Genomic DNA, 20,367 nt, shown 5'->3' with positions numbered 1-20,367 from the left:
AAACCACAACTCAACGACAACCGAATCCCTCTCACACGGAGCAAGAACATGGGCAAGATCATCGGCATCGACCTGGGCACCACGAACTCGTGCGTGGCCATCATGGAAGGCAACACCACCAAGGTGATCGAGAACAGCGAAGGTGCGCGCACCACGCCGTCGATCATCGCCTACCAGGAGGACGGTGAAGTCCTCGTGGGCGCCTCGGCCAAGCGCCAGGCGGTCACCAACCCGAAGAACACGCTGTACGCGGTGAAGCGCCTGATCGGCCGCAAGTTCACCGAGAAGGAAGTGCAGAAGGACATCGACCTGATGCCCTACACCATCGCCGCCGCCGACAACGGCGACGCCTGGGTGGAAGTGCGCGGCAAGAAGCTGGCGCCCCCGCAGGTCAGCGCCGAGGTGCTGCGCAAGATGAAGAAGACGGCCGAGGACTACCTCGGCGAGGAAGTGACCGAGGCCGTGATCACGGTGCCGGCCTACTTCAACGACAGCCAGCGCCAGGCCACCAAGGATGCCGGCCGCATCGCCGGCCTGGACGTCAAGCGCATCATCAACGAGCCCACCGCAGCGGCCCTGGCCTTCGGCCTGGACAAGCACGGCAAGGGTGACCGCAAGATCGCCGTGTATGACCTGGGTGGCGGCACCTTCGACATCTCGATCATCGAGATCGCCGACGTGGATGGCGAGAAGCAGTTCGAGGTGCTGAGCACCAACGGCGACACCTTCCTGGGCGGCGAGGACTTCGACCAGCGCATCATCGACTACATCGTCACCGAGTTCAAAAAGGAACAAGGCGTCGACCTGAGCAAGGACGTGCTGGCCCTGCAGCGCCTGAAGGAAGCCGCCGAGAAGGCCAAGATCGAGCTGTCCAACAGCACGCAGACCGACATCAACCTGCCCTACATCACGGCCGATGCCTCGGGCCCGAAGCACCTGAACATCAAGCTCACCCGCGCCAAGCTGGAAGCGCTGGTGGAAGAGCTGATCACCCGCACCATCGAGCCCTGCCGCGTGGCCATCAAGGACGCCGGTGTGAAGGTCTCGGACATCGACGACATCATCCTCGTCGGTGGCCAGAGCCGCATGCCCAAGGTGCAGGAGCAGGTCAAGGAGTTCTTCGGCAAGGAGCCGCGCAAGGACGTCAACCCCGACGAGGCCGTGGCTGTCGGTGCCGCCGTGCAGGGCCAGGTGCTCTCCGGTGACCGCAAGGACGTGCTGCTGCTCGACGTCACCCCGCTGAGCCTGGGCATCGAGACCCTGGGCGGCGTGATGACGAAGATGATCAAGAAGAACACGACCATCCCGACCAAGTTCGCGCAGACCTTCTCCACCGCCGACGACAACCAGCCGGCCGTGACCATCAAGGTCTTCCAGGGCGAGCGCGAGATGGCCGCCGGCAACAAGATGCTGGGCGAGTTCAACCTCGAAGGCATCCCGCCGGCCCCGCGCGGCCTGCCGCAGATCGAGGTGAGCTTCGACATCGACGCCAACGGCATCCTGCACGTGGGCGCCAAGGACAAGGCCTCGGGCAAGGAAAACAAGATCACCATCAAGGCGAACTCGGGTCTGTCGGAAGCCGAGATCGAGAAGATGGTCAAGGACGCCGAGGTCAACGCCGCCGAGGACCACAAGAAGTTCGAACTGGCCACCGCCCGCAACCAGGCCGACGGCATGATCCACTCGGTCAAGAAGAGCCTCACCGACTACGGTGACAAGCTCGACGCCGACGAGAAGGCCAAGATCGAGGCCGCGCTGAAGGACGCCGAGGAAGCGCTCAAGAGCGAGGACAAGGCCACCATCGACGCCAAGGTCGAGGCGCTGATGACCGCCAGCCAGAAGCTGGGCGAGAAGATGTACGCCGACCAGCAGGCCGCCGGCGGTGCGGCGGGCGGCCCGGAAGCCGCGGCAGCGGCGGCCGGCGCGGCCGGTGCCTCGGCGGGCGGCAGCAAGAAGCCCGACGACGACGTGGTGGACGCGGAGTTCAAGGAAGTCCGCAAGTGATGGACGCGGCCGCCGCGGTGATGCACCGGGCGGCCCTTCCCCGAACCGCCGCGTGCGGGCCTGTGGGCAGCCAGCCCCGAGCCCGCCGCGGCGTTCCCGCTTGAAAGCAGCAGAGAACTTCCATGGCAAAGCGCGACTACTACGAGGTGCTTGGCGTCGCCAAGAACGCCTCGGACGACGACATCAAGAAGGCCTACCGCAAGCTGGCCATGAAGTACCACCCGGACCGCAACCAGGGTGACGAGGCCAAGAAGGCGGAAGAGAAATTCAAGGAGGCCAAGGAGGCCTACGAGATGCTCTCCGAGCCCGCCAAGCGCCAGGCCTACGACCAGTACGGCCACGCCGGTGTGGATCCCAACAGCGGCATGGGCCGCGGCGGCCCTGGCGCGGAAGGCTTCGGCGGCTTCGCCGAGGCCTTTGGCGACATCTTCGGCGACATCTTCAACGGCGGCCGGCGTGGCGGCGGCGGGGGCCAGCAGGTCTACCGCGGTGCCGACCTGAGCTACGCGATGGAGATCACGCTGGAAGAGGCCGCCAACGGCAAGGAAGCGCAGATCCGCATCCCCAGCTGGGACAGCTGCGACACCTGCCACGGCACCGGCGCCAAGCCCGGCACCAGCGTCAAGACCTGCCCGACCTGCAATGGCTCGGGCACCGTGCACATGCGCCAGGGCTTCTTCAGCATCCAGCAGACCTGCCCGCACTGCCACGGCACCGGCAAGGTGATCCCCGAGCCCTGCACCAGCTGCAACGGCGCCGGCAAGATCAAGCGCCAGAAGACGCTGGAGGTGAAGATCCCCGCCGGCATCAACGAAGGCATGCGCATCCGCTCGGCCGGCAACGGCGAACCCGGCACCAATGGCGGCCCCGCGGGCGATCTCTACATCGAGATCCGCATCAAGGAGCACGACATCTTCGAACGCGATGGCGACGACCTGCACTGCACGGTGCCGGTGTCGTTCACCACCGTGGCGCTGGGCGGCACGATCGAGGTGCCCACGCTGGCCGGTAAGGCCGAGATCGAGCTGCCCGAGGGCACGCAGCACGGCAAGACCTTCCGCCTGCGCGGCAAGGGCATCAAGGGCCTGCGCAGCAGCTACCCCGGCGACCTGTACGCCCATGTGGCGGTGGAAACGCCGGTCAAGCTCACCGAGCACCAGCGCAAGCTGCTCAAGGAGCTGGACGAGAGCCTGAAGAAGGGCGGCGAGAAGCACTCGCCCAACGCCAAGAGCTGGACCGACCGGGTCAAGGACCTGTTCAAGTGAGCTAGAACAGGCTGCCCTGCACGGGCGCCCCGGCGGTGGCCGGGCCCGGTGCAGCGCGGCCTGCGGGGCGCGCCTGGCGCCCTGCCCTGCCCGCCTGCGCGGCCTCGGTCGAGGCCACGTCGGGCGCCTGGAAGCGCGACAGGTCCAGCGGCGTGCGTTCGCGGTTCAGGCCCAGCCGTGCGCAGGCCTTGTGGAAGCGCTGGCGCAGCAACTGCGCCCACACGCCACGGCCGGTCATGCGCTCGCCGAACTGGCTGCTGTTGTCATTGCCGCCGCGCATCTCGCGCACCCGCGCCATCACCCGCGCCGCCCGCTCGGGAAAGTGCTGCTGCAGCCAGTGCTGGAACAGCGGGTTCACCTCCCAGGGCAGGCGCAGCACGATGCTGAAGGCCGATGTGGCCCCGGCCTCGCGCGCGGCTTCGAGCACGCGTTCCAGTTCGGGCTCGTTGATGAACGGGATCACCGGCGACACGCTCACGCCCACCGGCACGCCCGCTTCGGCCAGACGGCGGATGGTGAGCAGCCGGCGCGCGGGTGCGGCGGCACGGGGCTCCAGAATCCGGGCCAGATCGGCATCCAGCGTGGTGACCGACACGTACACCGCGGCCAGGCGCTCGGCCGCCATCGGCGCAATCAGGTCGAGGTCGCGCTCGACGCCCGAGGACTTGGTGATCACCGAGAACGGGTGCCGGTGGGCGCTGAGCACCTCGATCACCCCGCGCGTGAGGCCCAGCCGCCGCTCCACCGGCTGGTAGGCATCGGTGACCGAGCCGATGTTCAGCATCTTCGGCACATAGCCCGGTGCCGACAGGGCCTGGCGCAGGCGCTGCGCCGCATTGACCTTGGCCACGATGCGGGTCTCGAAATCGAGCCCGGGCGACAGGTTCAGGTAGCTGTGCGTGGGCCGCGCGTAGCAGTAGATACAGCCATGCTCGCAACCGCGGTACGGGTTGATCGACAGGTCGAAGCCGATGTCGGGCGAATCGTTGGTGCTGAGGATGGACTTGACCTGTTCCTCGAACACCTGGGTGGCCGGTGCGGCGGCAACGGCGCCATCATCCTCGGGCGTGCCCCAGCCATCGTCGAAGCCCTCGCGCAGATCACCACTGAAGCGGTGCGGCAGCGCCCAGGCGGTGCCACGGCCCTTGACGGCCTCGCAGGCCTGTGGTGGCTGGGCGGGAACGATGGGCACATAGCGGCGCGACATACTGTAAATCTATACAGTCTCGTGCCAGCTGTCCAGCGGTGCTCACCACCGCTGCATGAACTCAATATTCCCCGCCGCCCATGCCCATGCCGGGCGCCAGGTTGTCGAACTTGGTCAGCGGCTTCAGGAAGGCCAGCTTCACCGCGCCCACCGGGCCGTTACGCTGCTTGGCGATGATGATCTCGGCGACGCCCGGCTCCTTGGACTCCTTGTTGTAGTACTCGTCGCGGTAGATGAACATGATCACATCGGCGTCCTGCTCGATGGCGCCCGATTCGCGCAGGTCGCTCATCATCGGGCGCTTGTCGGGGCGTGTTTCCACCGAGCGGTTCAGCTGCGACAGCGCGATCACCGGGCACTGCAGTTCCTTGGCCAGCGCCTTCATCGAGCGCGAGATCTCCGACAGCTCGGTGGCGCGGTTCTCGCCCGAACTGGCCGACGAGCCGCTCATCAGCTGCAGGTAGTCGATGACGATCAGGCCCAGCGTGCCACCGAACTGCCGCGCCATGCGGCGCGCGCGGGCGCGCAGTTCGGCCGGGTTCAGCGCCGGCGTCTCGTCGATGAACAGGTGGGCCTTGCCCAGGCGCTCGGCGGCCTCGGTCAGGCGCGTCCATTCGTCGTCGCGCAGACGGCCGGTGCGCAGGCCGCTCTGGTCGATGCGGCCCAGCGAACCGATCATCCGCAATGCCAGCTGCGAGGCGCCCATTTCCATCGAGAACACCAGCACCGGCAGGCCTTCGTTGACGGCCACGTTCTCGGCGATGTTCAGCGCGAAGGCGGTCTTGCCCATCGACGGACGGGCGGCCAGGATGATCAAGTCACCCTTTTGCATGCCGGCGGTCATGCGGTCGAAGTCGAAGTAGCCGGTGCGCACGCCGGTCACCTCTTCGGCGCCGTTCTCGGCCAGCTCGGTCACGCGGTCGATCAGCTCCATCGTGAGCTTGTCGATGCTGAGGAAGCCGCCCTTGTTGCGCGCGCCCTCCTCGCCGATCTTGAAGATCTTGCCCTCGGCCTCGTCGAGCACGGCCGACACCGCCCGCCCGCCGGGATTGAAGGCTGCGGTGGCGATCTCGTCAGAGGCCGAGATCAGCTTTCGCAGCACCGCGCGCTCGCGCACGATCTCGGCATATCGCCGCATGTTGGCGGCGCTCGGCACGCTCTGCGCCAGTGCGTTCAGGTAGGCAAGGCCGCCCACCTGCTCGGCCTTGCCATGGCTTTGCAACTGCTCGAAGACCGTGATCACGTCGGCCGGCTTGCTGGCGTTGATCAGCCCTGCGATGGCCGTGAAGATCTCGCGGTGCTCCCAGCGGTAGAAGTCGCTGTCGGTGATCTGGTCGCCGGCGCGGTCCCAGGCCATGTTGTCGATCAGCAGGCCACCGAGCACGCTCTGCTCGGCCTCGATCGAGTGCGGCGGCACGCGCAGGCGTGCCACCTCGTCGTCGCCATCGGGGCCCGGCGCGGGGCCGGAGGAAGCGGAGCGGAAGGCGGTCGACATCGTCTCGGAATCATAAGCCGCACGGCGCGGCGCGCCTGTGGGCAAGGCTGTGGACATCCGGAGGACATCCAGGGGACGGACAGGGGACAAACCCCAGGGACCGCGCGAAAGCGGCCCCAAAAGCAAACGGGGCCGGTGTGACCGGCCCCGTCTGACGGGATCTCAGCGCGGACGCGAGATCAGTCGGCGGCGGCGACGACCTGGACGGTCAGTTCCACCACCACGTCGGTGTGCGCAGCCACCGACACCGGGTGCTCACCGACGGCCTTCAGCGGGCCGTGCGGCATGCGCACCTGGGCCTTGGCCACGTCGTAGCCCAGCTTCTTCAGGCTGTCGGCCACGTCGGCGTTGGTCACCGAACCGAACAGGCGGCCATCCACACCGGCCTTCTGGGCGATGGTGACGGTGATGCCGGTCATGCGCTGGCCCAGGGCCTGGGCGGCGGACAGCTTCTCGGCAGCCACCTTCTCGAGCTCGGCGCGGCGGGCTTCGAATTCCTTGATGGCGGCTTCGGTGGCGCGGCGGGCTTGCTTGGTGGGGATCAGGAAATTGCGGGCGTAGCCGTCCTTCACCTTGACCACATCACCCAGGTTGCCCAGGTTGGCCACTTTTTCGAGCAGGATCACTTGCATGGTCGTTGCTCCTTGATCAGACGCGATGCTGGTCGCTGTACGGCAGCAGCGCCAGGAAACGGGCGCGCTTGATGGCCGTGGTCAGCTGACGCTGGTAATAGGCGCGGGTGCCGGTCAGGCGCGCCGGGGTGATCTTGCCGTTCTCGCCGACGAAATCACGCAGCTGATCCACGTCCTTGTAGTCGATCGACTCGACGTTGGCGACGGTGAAACGGCAGAACTTCTTGCGCTTGAACAGCAGCGACTGCGTGTTGCGCTTGGGCTTGCGATCCTTGGAGCCTTTGCCCCTACCACGCGACATGGCCATGGTGTACCTCTTGTGCGAATGCGTTGATGTGCGTTGGACCGTTGCCTGAACCCCTGAGGGGTGTGTGTGTCAGGCTTCGGCGCTGAGCGAACTGGCGCTGAGCGAAGTGATATGGAAGAGCAGTCCGCGTCCGTTGCGCATGCTGGCCAGGAATCCGGCGAAGACGCCGTGGGCTCCCAGTTCCAGCGCGCCGAGCGATCGTGTGATCTCGCCGATGCCGATCGCACGGATCTCAAGAGAGACCTTGCGAGGCTGACCGTCCTCGGTGACCGTCGATGCATGCTGCAGTCGGCAGTCGAGGGCCGGCAATCCGGCGGGCGTGTAGCGCACGACCCCTCGCTCGAGCAGTTGCGCCGACAGAACCATGCGGTTCACGCCTGGCGCGCCGGCATCGGGCGCGGTGGCTGCGGCTTCGATCAGGTCGCGGCCTCCTGGGACACGGAAGCCTTGCGGGCCTCTTCCTTCTCGACCGCCTTCATCATCACCGACGGGGTGGTCTCGGCCTTGTCCTTGGCCACGGTCAGGTGGCGCAGCACGGCGTCGTTGTAGCGGAAGCCGGTCTCGAGCTCGGCCAGGATTTCCTTGGTCGTCTCGATGTTCAGGCACACGTAGTGGGCCTTGGCCAGCTTCTGGATCTGGTAGGCCAGCTGACGGCGGCCCCAGTCTTCCACGCGGTGCACCTTGCCACCGGCGGCGGTGACCACACCCTTGTAACGCTCCAGCATGGCCGGAACCTGCTCGCTCTGATCCGGATGGATCAGCAGCACGATCTCGTAGTGACGCATGAACACTCCTTGTGGATTCCGGCCCCACCACCGGGATGGTGGCCTGACCGAAAGCCGCCCGGCGGCGTCTGAATTCAGCCGGTGCAGCAGGGATGGAAAAGGGAAAGCCCGCGATTATAGCCTGTGCGGCGCCACAAAGCCACGGCTGGTGTCCGGCGTGCCCGGCAACGGCCGGTGCAGCTCGTCCACCAGGTCCTGCCCGGCGTCATCCGGGCGGCGGCTGAGCAGGCTGGCCAGCCACAGCACCACGCAGCCCACCGGCACGCCGAACACGCCGGCGGCCATGGGGTCGACCCCGAACCAGCGCCCGTCATCGACCGGCGCCAGCGGGCCCAGCCACTCGCGCGGGCCTGGCAGGTTGCGCAGCATGTACCACAGCGTCATGGCCACGCCGGCCAGCATGCCGGCCACCGCGCCGGTGCGGTTGGCGCGGCGCCAGAAGATGCCCAGCACCAGCGCCGGGAAGAACGCCGCCGCCGCCAGCGAGAAGGCGGCCGTGACGAAGGGCAGGATATCGGCCAGCCGCAGCGACGCCACCCAGGCCGCCAGCACAGCGGTGAACAGCACCATCAGCTTGCTCATCATCACGCGCTTGATGGCCGAGGCCCGCGGGTTGACCATGCGGAAGTAGAAGTCGTGCGCCAGCGCGTTGCTGATGGTCAGCAGCAGGCCGTCGGCGGTGGACAGCGCAGCCGCCAGGCCACCGGCCGCCACCAGGTAGGTCACCACCAGCGGCATGCCACCCAGCTCGGGTGCGGCCAGCACCACCAGGTCGCCGCCCAGGCGCAGCTCGGACAGCTGCAGGATGCCGTCGCCGTTGATGTCCTCCACCGCCAGCAGGTTGGGGTCGAGCTTGCTCCAGCGCCGCATCCAGTCGGGCAGGCTGCCGAACGAGGTGCCCAGCAACTCGGTGAACACCTGGTACTTGACCATCACCGCCAGCGCCGGCGCACTGACGTACAGCAGCACGATGAACACCAGCGACCAGCCCACCGAGCGCCGCGCCTCGGCCACGGTGGGCGTGGTGTAGTAGCGCGTCAGCACATGCGGCATGGCCGCCGTGCCCAGCATCAGGCACAGCACCAGCGCCAGGAAGTTGGCGCGCGGCCAGGCGTTGGCCCCACTGCCGGCCGCCGCCGATGCCGCAGCCCCGCCTGATGCCGCCGCTGCAGTTGCCGCAGCAGAGGCCGCCGGTGTCGCCGGGGCCGCGGGCCCCTGCACCTCGGCCTGCGGCGCCAGCCCGGCCAGCGGCCGCGCCTGCGCACGCGAGATCTCCATCTCGCGATGGTAGGCGGCACGGGCGTCGGACTCGCTGCGCGGCATGCGCTCCAGTGCCCGCTCGGCCTGCTGGATGCGCGCCAGCGGCGCGTTCTCGGCCCGCAGGCGCTCGATCTCGGCGGCGCGCTGCACGCTGTCGGCGGCCATGGCAGCCGGCACGTCGGCCAGCTTGCGCTGGGCGTCGGCGGCGCGCTGGGCCAGCAGCGCGCGCACCTCCTGTTCGGCCGGATCCTGGCGCAGCTGGGCCTCGCGCTCGGTCACCACCGCGAGTTGCTGGCGGTAATCCAGCAGCGGCAGCCAGGAGCCGGTCTGCTGCTGGCTGAGCCAGAACACCGGCACCGTGTAGGCGATGATCAGCACGATGTACTGCGCCACCTGGGTCCAGGTGACGGCGCGCATGCCGCCCAGGAAGCTGCACACCAGCACGCCGCCCAGGCCGACGAAGATGCCGATCTCGAACGAGAAGCCGGTCAGGTGCGAGGTGATCAGGCCCACGCCGTAGACCTGCACCACCACGTAGACGAAACTCACCAGCACCGTGGCCGTCAGCGCGATCAGCCGCGGCCAGCGCCCGCCATAGCGCGCGCCGATGAAGTCAGGGATGGTGAACTGGCCGAAGCGCCGCAGGTACGGCGCCAGCAGCACGGCCACCAGGCAGTAGCCCCCGGTCCAGCCCAGGATGTAGGCCAGGCCGTTGAAGCCCTGCAGGTACAGCACGCCGGCGGTGCCGATGAACGACGCCGCGCTCATCCAGTCGGCCGCGGTGGCCATGCCGTTGTACATGGCCGGCACGCGCCGGCCGGCCACGTAGTACTCCAGCTCGTCGGTGGTGCGGCTGAGCAGGCCGATGGCCGCGTACACCAGCACCGTGGCGATCAGGAAGCTGGCGCCGATCCAGTTGCGCGACCAGCCGCTCTTCTCCAGCGCCGCCAGCATGCCGACGAACACCACCACGCCGGCCGTGAACAGGCCGTAGCGGCGGTGCAGCCGGCGCGTGAAGCGCTGCGTGGTCTCGAAGCTGGCGCTCGCGCTGTGGTCGGGGCGGGACATCGGGCGGCAGCATAGCGCCCGAGTCCCTTACGCAGGCTGACAGCCCGCGACCGGCTTACTTGGCCGCGAGCTGCGTCCAGGTCTCGATCACCGAGTCGGGGTTCAGCGAGATCGAGACGATGCCCTCGTCGGCCAGCCACTGGGCGAAGTCGGGGTGGTCGCTGGGGCCCTGACCGCAGATGCCCACGTACTTGCCGGTGGCCCGGCAGGCGGTGATGGCACGGCTGATCATGGCCTTGACGGCCGGGTCGCGCTCGTCGAAGTCGGCCGCCAGCAGTTCCAGGCCGCTGTCGCGATCCAGGCCCAGGGTCAGCTGGGTCAGGTCGTTCGAGCCGATCGACATGCCGTCGAAGTGCTGCAGGAACTGGTCGGCCAGGATGGCGTTGCTGGGCACCTCGCACATCATGATCACGCGCAGGCCGTTCTGGCCGCGGCCCAGGCCACGGTCGGCCAACAGGCCCACCACGCGCTCGGCCTGGCTGACCGTGCGCACGAAGGGCACCATGATCTCGACATTGGTCAGGCCCATGTCGTTGCGCACGCGCTTGATGGCCTCGCACTCCATGCCGAAGGCATCCGCGAATTCGCCGCTGATGTAGCGGCTAGCGCCACGGAAGCCCAGCATCGGGTTCTCTTCGTCCGGCTCGTAGCGCGAACCACCGATCAGCTTCTTGTACTCGTTGGACTTGAAATCCGACAGGCGCACGATCACCGGCTTGGGCCAGAAGGCCGCCGCGATGGTGGCCACGCCCTCGACCAGCTTGTCGACGTAGAACGCGCGCGGGCTGGCGTGGCCGCGGGCCACCGACTCGACCGCCTTCTTCAGGTCGGTGTCGATGTTCGGATAGTCGAGGATGGCCTTCGGGTGCACCCCGATGTAGTTGTTGATGATGAATTCCAGCCGCGCCAGGCCCACGCCGCTGTTGGGGATCTGCGCGAACTCGAAGGCCAGCTGCGGGTTGCCCACGTTCATCATGATCTTCACCGGGCAGTACGGCAGCTCGCCGCGCTTGACCTCGGTGACTTCGGTTTCCAGCAGGCCGTCGTAGATGACGCCGGTGTCGCCCTCGGCGCAGACCACGGTGACCAGCGCGCCTTCGGCCAGCGTCTCGGTCGCGTCACCACAGCCCACCACGGCCGGGATGCCCAGCTCGCGCGCGATGATGGCGGCGTGGCAGGTGCGGCCGCCGCGGTTGGTGACGATGGCGCTGGCGCGCTTCATCACCGGCTCCCAGTTGGGGTCGGTCATGTCGGCCACCAGCACGTCGCCGGGCTGCACCTTGTCCATCTCATTGGGCGAATGGACGATGCGCACCGGGCCGGTGCCGATCTTCTGGCCGATGGCGCGGCCTTCGGCCAGCACGGCGCCGCGCTGGGCGGCGCTGCCCTTGAGCTTGTACTTGTATTCCACCTGGCCGGCGGCCTGGCTCTTCACCGTCTCGGGGCGCGCCTGCAGGATGTAGAGCTTGCCGTCACTGCCGTCCTTGCCCCACTCGATGTCCATCGGGCGGCCGTAGTGCTGCTCGATGATCAGCGCGTACTTGGCCAGCTCGATCACGTCGGCATCGGCCAGCGCATAGCGGTTGCGCATCTCGGGCGGCGTATCCACGGTCTTGACCAGGCGACCGCTGGCAGCGCGCTCCTCATTCGACGCGAACTCCATGCGAATCAGCTTGGAGCCCAGGTTGCGGCGGATGATCGGCAGCTTGCCGGCCTTCAGGCCCGGCTTGTGCACGTAGAACTCGTCGGGGTTCACGGCGCCCTGCACCACCGTCTCGCCCAGGCCGTAGCTGGCGGTGATGAAGACCACGTCCTCGAAGCCGCTCTCGGTGTCGATCGTGAACATCACGCCGGCGGCGCCGATGTCCGAGCGCACCATGCGCTGCACGCCGGCCGACAGCGCCACGTCGGCATGGGCGAAGCCCTTGTGCACGCGGTAGCTGATGGCGCGGTCGTTGTAGAGGCTGGCGAACACCTCCTTCATCTTGTGCAGCACATCGTCGATGCCATGCACGTTGAGGAAGGTCTCCTGTTGGCCGGCGAACGATGCGTCGGGCAGGTCCTCGGCGGTGGCCGAGGAGCGCACGGCGAAGCTGGCGTCGGGGTTGCCAGCGGTCAGTTGCGCATAGGCCTCGCGCACCGCGGCATCGAGCGCCGGCGGAAACGGCGCATCGGTCACCCAGCCACGGATCTCGGCGCCGGCGGCCACCAGCGCCTTGACGTCGTCGACGTCCAGCGCCGCGAGGCGGGCGTTGATCTTCTCGGTCAGGCCACCGTGGGTGAGGAACTCGCGGAAGGCATGTGCCGTGGTGGCGAAGCCGCCGGGCACGCGCACGCCCGAGGCGGCGAGCTGGCTGATCATTTCGCCGAGGCTGGCGTTCTTGCCGCCAACCACCTCGACGTCGGTCATTCTCAGCTGCTCGAACGGTACGACCAGGGCGGTCGCCAGATGGGTAGAAGACATGGGAAAACTCCGTGATGATGGGAAATCGGTGTCTTCCGGCAGCCGATCCTGCGGGCCATGGCGGCGCCCGGGCGCGGGCATGGCAGCAGGCCGCGGGCTCGCGCGGGCGCACGTGCCGCTGCCGGGGCAGCGGTGGACGTCAGGGTGCGCTCGGGGCTCATCGCGGCGGGATCGGGGTCAGAGGCGGGGAGCGCCGATTCTAAGGACGGAGCCCCTATCATCGGCGCGGGCCTTCCGGCATGCCCCCACGAAAATTTCTCACAAGCCGCGCGATCAACTTTCACAGCACCCACGAAAGGCCGCCATGCCCAACCGCAGCGTGTTCTTTGTCTCGGACGGCACCGGCATCACGGCCGAGACCTTCGGCAACTCGATCCTGGCGCAGTTTCCCGGCAAGTCGCGGCATGTGCGCCGGCCGTTCATCGACAGCGTCGAGAAGGCCCGAGCGGTGCTCGACGAGATCAACCAGGTGGCCGATGCCGAGGGCCGCAAGCCCATCGTCTTCATCACGCTGGTCAACGACGACGTGCGCCGCATCATCACCGACGACGCCTGCCGCGGCCGCGTGCTGGACATGTTCAAGCACTTCGTCGAGCCGCTGGAAGACGAGTTCGGCGTCAAGAGCAACCACCGCGTCGGCCGCTTCTCGGACGCCGCCAAGAGCACCGAGTACAACGAGCGCATCGAGGCCATCAACTTCAGCCTGGCCCACGACGACGGCCAGAGCGCACGCAACCTGGCCGCAGCCGACGTCATCCTGCTGGGCGTGAGCCGCTGCGGCAAGACGCCCACCAGCCTGTACCTGGCCATGCAGCACGGCATCAAGGCCGCCAACTACCCGCTGATCCCCGAGGACTTCGAGCGCAACACCCTGCCCTCGTCACTGGTGCCGCACCTGAAGAAGTGCTTCGGCCTGACCATCGACCCCGAGCGCCTTGCGCAGATCCGCAACGAGCGCCGGCCCGGCAGCAAGTACGCCGCGCTGGAGAACTGCCGCTACGAGGTGCATGCCGCCGAGACGCTGATGCGCCGCAGCAGCATCGGCTGGCTGAGCAGCACGCACAAGTCGATCGAGGAGATCGCCACCACCATCCTGCGCGACATCGCGCCGGACCGGCTGATCTACTGATCGGCCTCGAGCACCAGCTCGAAGGTCACCAGCACCGGGTTGCGTCCGCGCGCCAGCCGGCCGTCGGTGATGCCGCCGGTGTGGTCGACCAGGCTCACATCCAGTTCAGCGCGCAGCTGGCCATCGGCACCGGGCGCGATGCGGCCCGCGCGCACCAGGGTCTCGGTGACGAAGGGCTGGACCACGCGACCGTCGTCGAACACCGCCCCCACCGTGCTGCCGACGCCGCCGCGCACCACGGCCTGCGCGATGCCGTGGCGGCGGCACAGCGCCTCCAGCGCCAGGCAGACGTCGGTGTTGGGCGCCAGGCGCACGGCCAGCGCGCCGGGCTGCGGCCCGAGGCCGGCGTCATCGGCCACCGGCTGGAACAGCGAGAACGCGGTCTCGGCATCGGCCCGCACCTGGAAGCCGGCGCCCTGCAGCAGCCAGGCGCGGGCGGGCAGCGGCTCGGTCAGCACCGCGTCGCCGGGCAGCACATGGCCGCAGCGGCGCTGGCCCTGCCCGTCGCGCCAATCGGCGTGGCAATGCAGGAACGGCAGGCCGTCGCGCTGGCCGTAGGTGACGGTGGCATCGCGCAGGTGCACCGGCTGCGCGGCCTCGAAGCGGTCACTGAAGTAGACGGCATGGGCGGTGGTCTTCGAGCGCGCCGGCATCACCCAGGCGAACGGGAACATGGCTGCGCCCCGCCCAGGTTCGCCCAGCCGCAGCACGGCCGAACGGCAGGGCACCGGCAGGCCGTGGGCCTGCGCCGCCGCGTCCAGCGCCTCGCGCACCGCATCCAGCAGGCTGCGGCCCGGCGCCAGCGTCAGCGCCACCTCGCGCAGGCTGGCCGGGGCCACCTGCTGGCGTTGCGGCGCCACCGGGCCGGGGTGGCGGATCTCGCGCATCAGTTGCGGCATGCCGGCACCTTGCCCGCGTCCGGCCTACAGCACGGCGGTGGAGATGGCCGGCACCGCCGCCACCACCACCAGCCCCACCAGCAGGGCCACCAGGTAGGGCCAGATCGCGCCCATGGCCTCGTCGGGCGAGACATTGCCGATGCGGCAGGCGATGTAGAAGCCCACGCCCACCGGCGGCATCATCAGGCCGATGTTCATGGCCACCACCACCACCATGGCGTAGTGCACGTCGTTGATACCCAGGCTCTTGGCGATCGGGAACATCAGCGGCGCCATCAGCAGCAGGGCCGGCAGGCCTTCGAGGATGCAGCCCAGCACCAGGAAGATGGCGATGGTCACGGCCAGGAAGGTGGGCACGCCGCCGGGCAGGCCCTTCATGAAGGCCGCCAGTTCCTGCGCCACGCCCGACTGGGTGATGGCCCAGGCCATCGCCAGCGCGGTGCCCAGGATCATCAGGATGGCGCCGGACAGCGCGGCGGTCTCCACCAGCATGTCGTAGATCTTGCGCAGGCCGATGCCGCCGTACATCACGGCACCGATCAGCATGGCGTACAGCACCGCGATGGTCGACACCTCGGTGGCGGTGGCCACGCCGCCCCCCACCGCCCCGCGGATCAGGAAGGGCAGCACCAGGGCCGGGCCGGCCACCAGCAGCGTGCGGCCCACCACGGCCAGCGGTGCGCGCTGGACGCCGCCCATCTGCTCATGCCGGGCCTGCCAGCGTGCCAGCACCGCCAGCGCCAGCAGCAGCACCAGGGCGACGGTGACGCCGGCCTGGAACAACCCGGCGATCGACACGCCGGCCACCGAGCCCAGCACGATCAGCACGATGCTGGGCGGCACGGTGTCGGCCATGGCCGCACCGGTGGACAGCAGCGCGATCATCTCCCGGGGCTTCTGCCCGCGGCGCTTCATCTCGGGGAACAGCGCCGGCGCCACGGTGGCCATGTCCGACACCTTGGAGCCCGAGATGCCCGAGACGATGAATAGCGAGCCCAGCAGCACGTAGCTCATGCCGCCCTTCACATGGCCCACCAGCGAGGCCAGGAAGTCGATGATGGCCTTGCCCATGCCGGTGGCGTCGAGCACGCAGCCCAGCAGCACGAAGATGGGCACCGACACCAGCACCAGGCTGGACATGCCCTCGTCCATACGCCCCACCACCACGCCCACCGGCACCTGGGTGGAGAACGCGATGAAGGCCAGCGTGCCGATGCCGAAGCAGAACGCGATGGGCACGCCGGCCGCCAGACCGACCGCGACGAAGCCGATCAGGAAGACCACGATGTTCAACGTGCCCAGGTCGGCGAACACCGGCTTCAGCGCCCAGCAGCCGGCGGCCAGCGCCGCCAGCACCACGACCGCGCCGGCCAGGTGCGACTTGCGGCAGGTGCGCCACGCATGGCCGGCCAGCACCGCCAGCATCGCGAACACACCGAACGCGATGGCCGCCACGCGCCAGCTGTTGGCGATCTCGAGGGCCGGTGTGGTGACGTAGGACTCGCTCTCGATGTACTCGAGCGCCGGCCGCACCAGGGCCAGCAGGAACAGCGCCACCACGCCCAGGCCGAAGGCCTGCACCGGCCCCTGCAGGCGCTCGGGCAGCATCTGCAGGAACACGGTGAGCCGCAGGTGCTCGTTGCGGTGGATGGCAATCGCCGAGCCCAGCATGGCCAGCCACAGGAAGGCGATGGACACCGCCTCGTCCACCCAGGTCAGCGGCGCGCCCAGCAGGTAGCGCGACGCCACCCCGGCCAGCAGCATGCCCACGATGGCCAGCATCAACGCCGCCGACACCCACTCGATGGGCCGCAGCAGCCAGGCGCCGGCACGCGGCGGTTCCAACTCGTTGGGCAGCGAGAAGGCGTCGGGGTTGTCGGCCGTGGAGGTGCTGGATGCCGTCATGGGTGTGCCGCCTGCCTCAGACCAGCTTTCCGGTGTACTTCTCGAGCAGCGCCCAGGCCTCGTCACCGAACTTCTTGTGCCACTCGGCATAGAAGCCGGCGGCGCGCAGCTTGGCGCGGAACAGCTCGGCATCGGTGGTGTTGAACTGCATGCCCTTGGCCTTGAGCTCGCCCATCAGGCCGTCGTTGAGCTTCTTGACGTCGTCACGTTCGAGCATCGCGGCGGCGTTGATGTTGCGCGCCACGATCTCCTGCAGATCGGCCGGCAGGCGCTCGAAGCTCTTCTTGTTGGCCAGGAACCAGAAGCCGTCCCACATGTGGTTGGTGACCGAGCAGTACTGCTGCACCTCGTTCAACTTGGCCGTGGCGATGATGGCCAGCGGGTTCTCCTGGCCATCCACCACCTTGGTCTGCAGCGCGGTGTAGACCTCGGCGAAGTTGATCGTCGCCGGGCTGGCCTCGAAGGCCTTGAACATCGACACCCAGAACGGGCTGGGCGGCACGCGCATCTTCATGCCCTTCAGGTCCTCGGGCTTGGTGATGGCGCGGGCGCTGCTGGTCATCTGGCGGTAGCCGTTGTCCCAGATCTTCTCGAAGGCCATCAGCGGCGACTTGGCGGCGATCTCCTTGCGCACATGGGCGCCCAGCGTGCCGTCCATCGCGGCCCACACCTGGCCGTAGTCCTTGAACGCGAAGCCCACGCCGCTGATCTGCGCCGAGGGGATCAGGTTGCCCAGGATCAGCGGCGACAGCGTGAAGAAGTCCACCGCGCCCGAGCGCACCTGGCCCAGCGTGTCGGTGTCGTTGCCCAGCTGGCTGCTGGGGAAGATCTTGATCTCGACCCGGCCCTTGGTCTCGGCCAGGATCTTGGCGGCCATCTCGTTGGCGCGCACGTTCATCGGGTGCGTGACCGGCAGGTTGTTCGCGTACTTCAGCTGGAATTCGGCCTTGCCCTGGGCAAAGGCGGCAGCAGGCAGGGCCAGCGCGCTGGCACTGGCCAGCAGGGTGCGGCGGTTCATCGTCATCGGTGTCTCCTCAGCGGGTCGGGGGAAAGTGTTGTTCAGCGGTGCGGGTCAGTCGGGCGACAGCGGCTGCACCTCGCCGCGTTCATACAGCAGTGCGCGCACGTCCTTCTTGGTGATCTTGCCGTAGCCCGACTTGGGCAGCGCATCCCAGAAGAACACCTGGCGCGGCCAGCGGTAGCGGGCCAGCCGGCCATCCAGGAAGGCGATCAGCGCGGCCTCATCGACGGGCTCGACGCCTTCGCGGCGTACCACCACGGCCACGCCCACCTCGCCCCAGTGGCGATCGGGCACGCCCAGCACGGCCACCTCGGCCACGCCGGGGTGGGTGAGCAGCAGTTCCTCGCACTCGCGTGGGTAGACGTTGCTGCCGCCCGAGATGTACATGTCGCTCTCGCGGCCGGTGATGTAGAGCAGGCCGCGGGCATCCACACGGCCCAGATCGCCGGTGTGGAACCAGCCGCCGCGCAGCGCCTTGGCCGTGGCCTCGGGGTTGGCGTGGTAGCCGGCAAACACCGCCGGGCCGCGCACGCAGATCTCGCCCACCTCACCGGTGGGCAGCGGCTTCATGTCGGCATCGAGGATGGCCACTTCCATGCCGGTGCGCGGGCGGCCGCAGCTTCCCACGTTGGCGTTCGGGTCGGCATCGTCGGCCGAATGCATGTGCGCGGGCAGCACGGTGATGCAGCCGGTCACCTCGCCCAGGCCGAAGTACTGCACCAGCTTCGGGCCCAGCTTCTGCAGGGCCAGGCGCTGGTCGGCGCGGTACATCGGCGCGCCGGCGTAGATCACGAACTTCAGCGAACTGTGGTCGTGCTGGTCCACCGACGGGTGCTCGACCAGCATCTTGACGATGGTGGGCACGGTGAACAGGTTGCTGACGCGGTGGCGCTGCACCAGTTGCCAGAACACCTCGACATCCAGCTTCTCGCCGGGCATCAGCACCGTGGCCGCGCCACGCGCCACGTTCAGCAGCGCATGGATGCCGGCGCCGTGCGACAGCGGTGCCACGGCGATCGACACATCGGCCTCGGTGGTGCCAGGGATCAGGTCGGCCAGGTGGTTGGTGACCACGAAGGCCATCTGGCCATGCGTGAGGATGCCGGCCTTGGGCCGGCCGGTGGTGCCCGAGGTGTAGAAGAACCACAGCGGGTCGTCGTGCGCCACCGTGGCCTCGGCCGGCGCGGCGCCGGCATGGCGGGCCAGCAGCGATTCATAACAGTGGTCATTGCCGCTGGACAGCGCAGCAGCCGGCGGCTGGCCGATCCACAGCACATGGCGCAGCGCGGGTGACTCGGCGCGCACCGCGGCGGCATGGCCTTCGAACAGGTCCTCGACGATCATCGCCGCGGCGCCACTGCTGCTGCCCAGATAGGCCACCTCGGCCGGCGTGAGCCGGAAGTTCGTCGGCACCCACACGCAGCCCATGCGGAACGCGGCCCAGCAGCTCTCGAACACCTGCACGTTGTTGCGCGACTGCAGCAGGATGCGGTCGCCCTGGCGCACACCCAGCGCGGTGAGCGCGGCCACCAGCGCATCGACGCGTGCGTCGATCTCCTGCCAGGTCCAGGTGCGGTCGCCGTGGATCAGCGCGGGTCGATCAGGAAACAGCCGCGCGGTGTGCGTCAGCAGCCGCGCCAGGTTCGTGGTCTGTGCCGGATTCATGTCTGCCCCTCGCCCGGCGAGTACGCCGGCCGATCCCCCGAGGGGATGGCGGGCCGGCTCGGGAGCGGCCCAGCGCTCGGCCCGCTCACGCCGTCGCCTCCAGAATGCTCAGGTAGTTGGCCACCGCCGCACCACCCATGTTGAACACCGCGCCCAGACGCGCATCGCCCAGCTGCATGTCGCCCGCAGTGCCCGACAGCTGCATGGCCGCCATCACATGCTGCGACACACCGGTGGCGCCGATCGGGTGGCCGCGCGACTTCAGGCCGCCCGACGGGTTGACCGGCAGCTTGCCGTCGAAGCGGCTCACACCATCCAGGATCACGCGGGCGCCCTGCCCCTGCGGCGCCAGGCCCATGGCCTCGTACTCCAGCAGTTCGGCGATCGTGAAGCAGTCGTGCGTCTCGACGAAGCGCAGGTCGTCCAGGCCCACGCCCGCATCGGCCAGGCCGCGCTGCCAGGCCAGCGCCGCGCCCTCCAGCCGCGTGGGATCGCGGCGCGACAGCGGCAGGTACTCGTTGACCTGGGTTCGCGAGCGCCAGCGCACGGCGGGCACCTGCGCGCCGGCCAGCGGCTCGGCGCTGATCACCAGCGCGGCGGCGCCATCACTCACCAGCGAGCAGTCCGAGCGCTTCAGCGGCCCGGCGACGAAGGGGTTCTTGTCCGATGCGTTGCGGCAGAAGTCGAAGCCCAGATCACGGCGCATGTGGGCCAGCGGGTTGCGCACGCCGTTGGCGTGGTTCTTGGCCGAGATGGCCGCCAGCGCATCGCTCTGGTCGCCGAAACGCTCGAAGTAGGCGCCCGCGATCTGGCCGAACACGCCGGCAAAGCCGCCGGGCGTGTCGCCCTCTTCCTTCACGTACGAGCAGCGCAGCAGCACCTCGCCGATCTGCGCGCTGGGCAGCGTGTTCATCTTCTCCAGGCCCACCACCAGCGCGCGCTTCAGGCGCCCGCTCTGCACCGCATCCAGCGCGGCCCAGATGGCGGCCGAGCCGGTGGCGCAGGCGTTCTCCAGCCGCACGGCCGGCACATGGCGCAACTGGGGAACAGCCAGCGCGGCCAAGGCGCCGCTGAAGTCCTGCCGCACGAAGCCGCCATTGAAGTGGCCGACGAACACGCCGTCGATGTCGGCCGGGGCCAGGCCGGCGCTGGCGATGGCGGGCAGCGCGGCGTCGCGGAACAGTTGCTCCAGATCCAGCGCGTCGTGCTTGCCGAAGGGCGTGTGGCCCCAGCCGACGATGTGGGCGGCCTTGGTCATGGC

General features: G+C 68.6%; 16 protein-coding genes. 3 read left to right on the top strand and 13 right to left on the bottom strand.

What is annotated here, in order from left to right; all coding sequences use genetic code 11:
- The first annotated feature begins 48 nt into the window (after positions 1 to 48).
- Both dnaK and dnaJ read left to right on the top strand, forming a co-directional pair.
- Positions 49 to 2,004, top strand: coding sequence for a molecular chaperone DnaK (gene dnaK, locus AACH10_RS10155; RefSeq protein ID WP_341410271.1), 1,956 nt, complete (start codon positions 49 to 51; stop codon positions 2,002 to 2,004).
- 122 nt (positions 2,005 to 2,126) lie between these two features.
- Positions 2,127 to 3,269, top strand: a complete 1,143-nt coding sequence (gene dnaJ / locus AACH10_RS10150; protein ID WP_341410270.1) for a molecular chaperone DnaJ — start codon at positions 2,127 to 2,129, stop codon at positions 3,267 to 3,269.
- A gap of 1 nt (position 3,270) precedes the next feature.
- On the opposite strand, the gene AACH10_RS10145 is transcribed toward dnaJ, so the two are convergent.
- The 8 genes from AACH10_RS10145 to ppsA all read right to left on the bottom strand — a co-directional run bounded on the left by AACH10_RS10145 (position 3,271) and on the right by ppsA (position 12,487).
- On the bottom strand, positions 3,271 to 4,476 hold the full coding sequence (locus AACH10_RS10145) for a PA0069 family radical SAM protein (RefSeq protein ID WP_423228589.1): 1,206 nt from the start codon (positions 4,474 to 4,476) through the stop codon (positions 3,271 to 3,273).
- A gap of 61 nt (positions 4,477 to 4,537) precedes the next feature.
- Entirely contained in the window at positions 4,538 to 5,971 is a 1,434-nt protein-coding gene (gene dnaB, locus AACH10_RS10140; protein WP_341410268.1) for a replicative DNA helicase, read from the bottom strand.
- A 179-nt stretch (positions 5,972 to 6,150) separates the two neighbouring features.
- Complete coding sequence (gene rplI / locus AACH10_RS10135; RefSeq protein WP_341410267.1) at positions 6,151 to 6,603, bottom strand: 50S ribosomal protein L9; 453 nt, start codon at positions 6,601 to 6,603, stop codon at positions 6,151 to 6,153.
- Between the two features lie 16 nt (positions 6,604 to 6,619).
- The gene (rpsR, locus tag AACH10_RS10130; protein WP_423228588.1) at positions 6,620 to 6,910 is read right to left on the bottom strand and encodes a 30S ribosomal protein S18; all 291 of its coding nucleotides are present in this window, start codon (positions 6,908 to 6,910) and stop codon (positions 6,620 to 6,622) included.
- 69 nt (positions 6,911 to 6,979) lie between these two features.
- A complete protein-coding gene (gene priB / locus AACH10_RS10125; protein ID WP_341410450.1) occupies positions 6,980 to 7,276 on the bottom strand; it encodes a primosomal replication protein N in 297 nt (98 codons plus the stop codon).
- Between the two features lie 50 nt (positions 7,277 to 7,326).
- Positions 7,327 to 7,695, bottom strand: coding sequence for a 30S ribosomal protein S6 (gene rpsF, locus AACH10_RS10120; RefSeq protein WP_341410266.1), 369 nt, complete (start codon positions 7,693 to 7,695; stop codon positions 7,327 to 7,329).
- Between the two features lie 114 nt (positions 7,696 to 7,809).
- Positions 7,810 to 10,023 (bottom strand): VC_2705 family sodium/solute symporter, encoded by a 2,214-nt coding sequence (locus AACH10_RS10115; protein WP_341410265.1) that lies wholly within the window; start codon positions 10,021 to 10,023, stop codon positions 7,810 to 7,812.
- Between the two features lie 55 nt (positions 10,024 to 10,078).
- Complete coding sequence (gene ppsA, locus AACH10_RS10110; protein ID WP_341410264.1) at positions 10,079 to 12,487, bottom strand: phosphoenolpyruvate synthase; 2,409 nt, start codon at positions 12,485 to 12,487, stop codon at positions 10,079 to 10,081.
- Positions 12,488 to 12,791: 304 nt separating this feature from the next.
- Between ppsA and ppsR the strand changes: the two genes are divergently transcribed.
- On the top strand, positions 12,792 to 13,616 hold the full coding sequence (ppsR, locus tag AACH10_RS10105; protein WP_341410263.1) for a posphoenolpyruvate synthetase regulatory kinase/phosphorylase PpsR: 825 nt from the start codon (positions 12,792 to 12,794) through the stop codon (positions 13,614 to 13,616).
- On the opposite strand, the gene AACH10_RS10100 is transcribed toward ppsR, so the two are convergent.
- From AACH10_RS10100 to AACH10_RS10080, 5 genes are all read right to left on the bottom strand, one after another.
- Positions 13,610 to 14,515 carry a PCC domain-containing protein gene (locus AACH10_RS10100; protein WP_341410262.1) on the bottom strand — a complete coding sequence of 302 codons (906 nt, stop codon included), beginning with the start codon at positions 14,513 to 14,515 and terminating at the stop codon, positions 13,610 to 13,612. The genes ppsR and AACH10_RS10100 overlap by 7 nt on opposite strands.
- Positions 14,516 to 14,539: 24 nt before the next feature.
- Positions 14,540 to 16,420 carry a TRAP transporter large permease subunit gene (locus AACH10_RS10095; RefSeq protein WP_341410261.1) on the bottom strand — a complete coding sequence of 627 codons (1,881 nt, stop codon included), beginning with the start codon at positions 16,418 to 16,420 and terminating at the stop codon, positions 14,540 to 14,542.
- Between the two features lie 16 nt (positions 16,421 to 16,436).
- Positions 16,437 to 17,444: a TRAP transporter substrate-binding protein gene (locus AACH10_RS10090; protein ID WP_341410260.1), complete on the bottom strand. Its 1,008-nt coding sequence runs from the start codon at positions 17,442 to 17,444 to the stop codon at positions 16,437 to 16,439.
- Positions 17,445 to 17,492: 48 nt separating this feature from the next.
- Positions 17,493 to 19,106 (bottom strand): acyl-CoA synthetase, encoded by a 1,614-nt coding sequence (locus tag AACH10_RS10085; RefSeq protein ID WP_341410259.1) that lies wholly within the window; start codon positions 19,104 to 19,106, stop codon positions 17,493 to 17,495.
- A gap of 85 nt (positions 19,107 to 19,191) precedes the next feature.
- Positions 19,192 to 20,364, bottom strand: a complete 1,173-nt coding sequence (locus AACH10_RS10080) for an acetyl-CoA acetyltransferase (RefSeq protein ID WP_341410258.1) — start codon at positions 20,362 to 20,364, stop codon at positions 19,192 to 19,194.
- Positions 20,365 to 20,367: the final 3 nt, after the last annotated feature.

This window comes from Pseudaquabacterium inlustre, assembly GCF_038066595.1.
In the GTDB taxonomy this organism is placed as follows: domain Bacteria; phylum Pseudomonadota; class Gammaproteobacteria; order Burkholderiales; family Burkholderiaceae_C; genus Pseudaquabacterium; species Pseudaquabacterium inlustre.
The sequence above is the reverse complement of the archived record's forward strand: the minus strand, read 5'-3'. Positions and strand labels throughout refer to the sequence as shown.